This window comes from Anaerocolumna jejuensis DSM 15929, from assembly GCF_900142215.1.
Taxonomy (GTDB): domain Bacteria; phylum Bacillota; class Clostridia; order Lachnospirales; family Lachnospiraceae; genus Anaerocolumna; species Anaerocolumna jejuensis.
In genome coordinates this window covers 1-6,001 of sequence record NZ_FRAC01000060.1, presented here as the reverse complement: position 1 = coordinate 6,001, position 6,001 = coordinate 1, and the positions used below count along the sequence as shown (strand labels likewise).

The following is a 6,001-nucleotide window of genomic DNA, read 5'->3' as shown; positions in this document are numbered from 1 at the left end:
GTGAAAGGAAGCGAACCGCCAAATGGCCTGATTACCTGGGTATTCCAGGATGATTTCATACCAAGGGCCAAACTCACAAAAAATGATGCTTACAGTATCATCAGTGATTATCTGGGAACTCCTGTGGAAGCCTATGATGAAGAAGGAAAGAAGGTCTGGGAAAGAGAACTGGATATCTATGGAAGAGTAAAAACTAGACTGAAAGATAAGTATGGAAGGTCGACAGATTTTGTGGGCGAAGATGGCTTTATTCCATTCCGGTATCAGGGGCAGTATGAAGATGTTGAAACAGGGTTATATTATAACCGGTTCCGCTATTACAATCCAGAGATTGGGCAGTATACGCAGCAAGATCCCGTAGGATTGGCTGGTGGAAATCCAACGATTTATGGGTATGTGGGGGATCCGAACGGGTGGCTTGATCCATTTGGTTTGACAAATTGGTCTGATGTTCTAAGAAATTTGGGAGTAGAGCAACCACAAGGTTTAACTAATCCTCATGGGCACCATATTGTTTTTAAAGGAGAATTTAAGAATAGTCCAATAATGAGGGGAATCATTAAAAAAAGCCGGGAAATATTGGGCAATTTTGACATTGAGATAAATGACTCCTCAAACTTAATGTGGGCTTCTAACGGAAATGGAACTCATACTATAGTGAATGCTAAAAAAGTAAATATAGCTTTGAGTGAAGCACAAGATGACATACTTAAGAAAGTGGCAGAAGGAAGTATATCTCATGAACAAGCCCAAGCAATGATGAAGGAAAAGCTTCAGGAAACGGGACAAAAGGTATTTGGTAATTGTAAATAAACATATTTTTATTTTAAATTTATGGATTAATACGCTAAAGTGTGTGGAAGGAGAAAAATGCAAAATTTTTTTAATGAGCTAAACAAAAACATTCAAGAAGCAGTGAAACAGGAATTTTCTCAAATTAAACTAAAGGTGGGAAAGGAAAAAATTTATGCAGTTGCATTTGTAACGGATAGTGATTGTATTACTTTATGGCTAGGAGTAAATACTTATGAATATTTGAAAAAGAAGGATGCGGATATTGATGCAGAATTTGGTGATAAGGAAGCTTTTATAAAAGAATTCGGAAGCTCTATGTCTATTGATGAAATTGAAGAGTTCAGAAATGCTTCCCCAGAGACAACAAAATGGTATCCTGATGAGTGGGGGTATTCAGACGGGAACAATAGTGCATTGAATAAAATTTCAGAGCAGCTTTATAAAAAACAAGAATCCTTAAATACTGAAGAGAAGTCAGGATATGAAGTTTTATTTTTTGAAACAATCACCTCTGCTTTACAGGAATTAATTAAATCTGGAGTTTTACAAGATGATTTAGGAGAAATAACATATTTTATTACTATGACAGATGATGACAGGGCTCCAGTAATTGAAAAATATTCTGCTGAAATACTAAACTCAGAAAAAAAATATAAAGAATTTATAAAAGAAGCAGGGTATATCAATGAGGAAGGCATCGAGTTACATTTTGATTAGAACAACAGATGGTATTCAATTCGATTAGAGGAGTTGTTCCAGTTACATTAAAAGTTTATTTATGCATGATAATCCTACATATTATCATATAGGGGAGGTTTGACGAAATTAGGAAAACAGGTAAAAGAAACTTATATTAGGCCTTCTAATCCTATTCCAGGAAGCACCAAAGGTGGTTCTTATGCGGATTTAACATTTAGGTCTCCAAATGGAGAAATTGTTCAAATTAATACAGTTGATAAAGGAAACTTTATTAGCAATGGAAAGAATACAGGAATGATTGAACGAGAATGGGTAAATGCCAACCGCATACAGGCAGATGATCCAGGTTCGAAGGTAATTACTGTAAGAAAAGGAGATGTACCTCAATCTGGAGACTTAAAAGTTGAGGGTAATAATGCACAGAAAGGGCAAGTGATTTGCAGATAAAATATGGAAAAAGTGCGTCAATTAGAGTTTTTTATGACAATTGAAGATGAAAGATTATTTTGCCAGAGAATAAGAGAGTTCAATCCAAAAATAGTTTTTTTATCTACAATTCCTTCTACAGAATCAGATATAGATGCCAGGCTATTTGAGAGTACAGCGAATTCACCAGGTTTTGCATTTTCAATTGTTAATTTTGATCTTGTAAGCAAGAAAGAATTAAGTAAAAGATACACAAAATATGGTGATTATTATCATTTTGTTAAGGTGGCCAGAGGCCAAATGCAATTTTTACGCTCACATCCTGATATATATGAACCTCAACACTTGCAATATGGTCGAATTGCAGACTCGTATGATTCAGAAGATGAAGAAGATAAGAAATGGAAAAATAAGGTTTATTCTATTCTTCGAAAATCAGGATATAGAGTACATTGGTATTATACGAATCCAGAAGGAAAACCAGAAATAAAGACTAAGGCAGAAAGTGGAATAATTGCACTTCCAAATGCCATCCGAAACTATAATGGTAAAAATGGCTGTTTTATGTGTCACGATAGAGCTAAATTTGTCGGTGGGGATACAACAATCGAAGACTTAAAGTGAGAATAATAAAAAATAGATTTAAAGAAGAAGACCGTAACCTTTCCTTATGAAGAAATTATTAACGGAGAACTGGCAACCCTCTGTATATTGATTTAAATCTATAGGATAAAATCTTCCGAAAAATAATAGACTATTCTAATCCAAACTATGGATTCTTATTCTCGCTTGTCAAAGTTAATGAATTTAACGGTTTTAATGACCCATGTGAGGATGAAATCTATAATTTTAATGTGCCCAGTATCGATAGAAAAAGATTAAAAGTAAGCATAAACGTAACTTAGGACATGGGAAAGCCTCCTAGAGTTAATACGATTATAATATCGCAAGATAAATATCATATTAACACAGGGGGGCTTTATTCAGATATCAGATTATCTGAATAAAGAAATAACATGGGAGGTAAGCTTTACCTATACCATCTTAGGCAGTATCACCTCCCGTACCCAAGGGGAGAGGACCATCCGATATGATTATAATAGTGAAGAACAGCTTGTTTCCGTCACCAATGAAAAAGGGGAGATCTGGCAGTTTGACCGGGATGAGAAGGGAAATATTACGAAGGAAATTCAATATGGCGGTCAAACATATGCTTATGAGCGGGATTATTCCGGCCTAATTACAAAAATCTGCCGCCCAGGAGGACGGTATACTAGGTATCAGTATGACAAGATTGGTCAGGTGGTTCGTACAGATTACCATGACCAAAGCTTTGATGCTTTTGCTTATAATAAAAACGGTGATCTGGCAGAAGCAGAAAACCAGCATGTGAAACTGAGACTGGAGAGGGACAAGACCGGGCAGATTATCAGAGAGTGGCAGGATTATGACTGGGCAGCCAAGGAATACGATGAGTCAGGGAGCTGTACCCGAATAACCAGCCGCTTTGGTGCCGATATTCGTATGGAACGAAATGAAATGGGACAGATCATTGAGCTTGCTGCTTGCCGAAATAATAAGAGGCAATGGACGGCACAAATGGACTACAACTCATTGGGACAGGAAACAAGACGTCTGGTTTCCGGAAATGTATGCAGCCAATTTGAATATGACCAGATTGGCAGGCCCATTTATCACACAGTTGGACTGCAGGAATATCCTGCAGGAGGTGAGAGGGGATTTCGCAGACACCGATATGAATGGGGAATTAATGCGCAGCTAAAGCGGGTCACGAATGAACTGGCTGGAGGCAGTGTGATCTATTCCTATGATTCCTTCGGTCATTTAGCGGGATCAAAAACAAACCAGTTTGAGGAGCTGTTCCGGAATACGGATGAGGTAGGAAATCTGTATGAAAGAAAGGATCGAAGCGACCGTATCTATGGAGCCGGAAGCCGCTTAGAGCAGTCCGGAATCAGCCATATGAGTCAAAGAAATCACGATCAGCCTGGCAGGCAGGAAGAGAAAAAGGCTCCGGCCGGCACGAGGTTCTTCTATGATGAAGAAGGGAATCTGACGAAAAAGACAGAAGCAAATGGAGAGCAATGGTTCTATGCTTATTATGGAAATGGAATGCTGAAAAAGGTTGTGAAACCAGACCGAAGTGGAGTATACTTCCAATATGACCCCTTTGGCAGACGAATTGAAAAAGCAGTCAGCATAGAGGGAAGTGAGCAATCCTTTTCAAAAGCAGAAGCCGGAGTGCCTCCGGAAGAGGACTCATGGAAAAGGCTGGTGATGGCTGGCTCAAAAGGCCAGGCAGGGATAAACAGGATTCCTGTGTGGAAAAGGTGAAGAACCAGTCACTTTATGCGGAGGAATCCTGTGAACAGAAAACACATCAATACAAAAACGTTATCCGGTTCTTATGGTCAGGCAATACCCTTCTGCATGAATGGGAGGTTGGAGAAGAAGGGAAGAGAAAACTCCGGGAGAGAGCAGGAGAGAAAGCGGATTATCTTCTAAAGATAGAGGATAAGGCGGACCAAAAAGCCAGAGCGGAAGCGGAGAAAGGAAGCGAACCGCCAAATGGTCTGATTACCTGGGTATTCCAAGGTGATTTCATCCCAAGAGCAAAACTCACAGAAGAGGATACTTACAGTATCATCAGTGATTATCTGGGAACTCCAGTGGAAGCCTATGATGAAGAAGGAAAGAAAGTCTGGGAAAGAGAACTGGATATCTATGGAAGAGTAAAAGACGGGCTGAAAGATAAGTATGGAAGGTCGACAGTTTTTGTGGGCGAAGATGGCTTTATTCCATTCCGGTATCAGGGGCAGTATCATGATTTGAGCAGTGGCTTGTATTACAATCATTTTCGATATTATGACCCTGAAATAGGGCAGTATACACAGCAAGACCCGATAGGATTATATGGAAATAATCCAACTTCGTATGGATATGTTCATAACCCGAATAGTTGGATTGATCCCTTTGGATTACATGAAATTTTAAAAGATATTGATATAGTTGTTAGAGGGGGACAATGCTCCTCTGCCAGTTTTATAAATGGTAGTGGCGTTGTTCAAGATGCATTAGGTAAGTTAAGTGGTATATCTACTCAAGCTAGTTCTGGTGCTGGACTTGCAGAACTGGCTCAAGTTTATCAACATAATCAAGTTGGAGTAGCTACAGTTGGAGCGATAGAAAAGGCAGGTGGGACAATTACCTTGGATGGCAAATTGAATTCTACTAATGGAACAATGATGGCAAATCATGCAACCGTAGATGGATTAACAGCACAGCAGGCAGAAGATCTGTTTACTCCAACACAAAAAAATCCGGTGCCTAAAGAGTTAAGAGGTTGCTGAATTTAATATAAATTAAAGTGAGGTTTAAGAAATGGATAAAGCACGAATTTATGTTGATTTCAATGAAATGCTTGATCATAATATAGTATTACTATCAAAAGATGACACAAAAATTGATTCTACGGGGAACATAATTACTTTTTATGAAGGGATGCCAGTCAGTATTTATTCTGATGATATTTCTGATACTGGGGAAATTGATAACCTTATTGCTGAAGGTATAGCTATTAAGCAAGATTTAAGCAACTTGCCTAATTGGCAACAGGTAAAATGGTGTTGCCTTATTGACTTAAACGGTATTATACATGAATCTGATTTGAGGTAGAAATGAGACTGTAGGAACAGGATTGTATTATAACCATATGATGGAATAGGGGGGCCATCATATTTTGATTTAGTTGATTTGAATAAGGTTCAGTTTATAAAGAACTACATGCAGACCATGAAACGGGCTGCTGACAACAAAAAGGCTGCATGCGTATTACAGCAGAGGAAACTGCATCAGTGAAATGAATCCGTTGGGAGCTATGGAAACTTATCAGTATGATTCCCTGAACCGGATGGTAAGGGCATATCTATCCGATGGAAACCAGATTGCCCTGACATATGATGGCTACGATGGCGTGTTAAAAGCGAAAGACAACAATCGGGAAGTAAGCTTTACCTATACCATCTTAGGCAGTATCACCTCCCGTACCCAAGGGGAGAGG

General features: G+C 38.7%; 8 protein-coding genes. All 8 read left to right on the top strand.

Annotated elements, in window-relative coordinates; all coding sequences use genetic code 11:
- On the top strand, nt 1-813 hold an 813-nt coding region (locus BUB77_RS30775), incomplete at its 5' end, for an RHS repeat-associated core domain-containing protein (protein WP_207650880.1).
- Between the two features lie 57 nt (nt 814-870).
- The gene (locus BUB77_RS28805) at nt 871-1,512 is read left to right on the top strand and encodes a DUF4303 domain-containing protein (protein ID WP_073280611.1); all 642 of its coding nucleotides are present in this window, start codon (nt 871-873) and stop codon (nt 1,510-1,512) included.
- Between the two features lie 99 nt (nt 1,513-1,611).
- Nucleotides 1,612-1,941, top strand: coding sequence for a hypothetical protein (locus BUB77_RS28800; RefSeq protein ID WP_073280610.1), 330 nt, complete (start codon nt 1,612-1,614; stop codon nt 1,939-1,941).
- 3 nt (nt 1,942-1,944) lie between these two features.
- Nucleotides 1,945-2,544: a hypothetical protein gene (locus BUB77_RS28795; RefSeq protein WP_073280609.1), complete on the top strand. Its 600-nt coding sequence runs from the start codon at nt 1,945-1,947 to the stop codon at nt 2,542-2,544.
- 678 nt (nt 2,545-3,222) lie between these two features.
- The gene (locus tag BUB77_RS28785; RefSeq protein ID WP_073280608.1) at nt 3,223-4,275 is read left to right on the top strand and encodes an RHS repeat domain-containing protein; all 1,053 of its coding nucleotides are present in this window, start codon (nt 3,223-3,225) and stop codon (nt 4,273-4,275) included.
- Nucleotides 4,203-5,291 (top strand): RHS repeat domain-containing protein, encoded by a 1,089-nt coding sequence (locus tag BUB77_RS30770; protein WP_073280607.1) that lies wholly within the window; start codon nt 4,203-4,205, stop codon nt 5,289-5,291. The genes BUB77_RS28785 and BUB77_RS30770 overlap by 73 nt, the downstream gene beginning before the upstream one ends.
- A gap of 31 nt (nt 5,292-5,322) precedes the next feature.
- Nucleotides 5,323-5,616, top strand: a complete 294-nt coding sequence (locus tag BUB77_RS28775) for a hypothetical protein (RefSeq protein WP_073280606.1) — start codon at nt 5,323-5,325, stop codon at nt 5,614-5,616.
- 202 nt (nt 5,617-5,818) lie between these two features.
- The coding region (locus tag BUB77_RS28770; protein WP_139241357.1) for a hypothetical protein at nt 5,819-6,001 on the top strand (183 nt) is incomplete at its 3' end.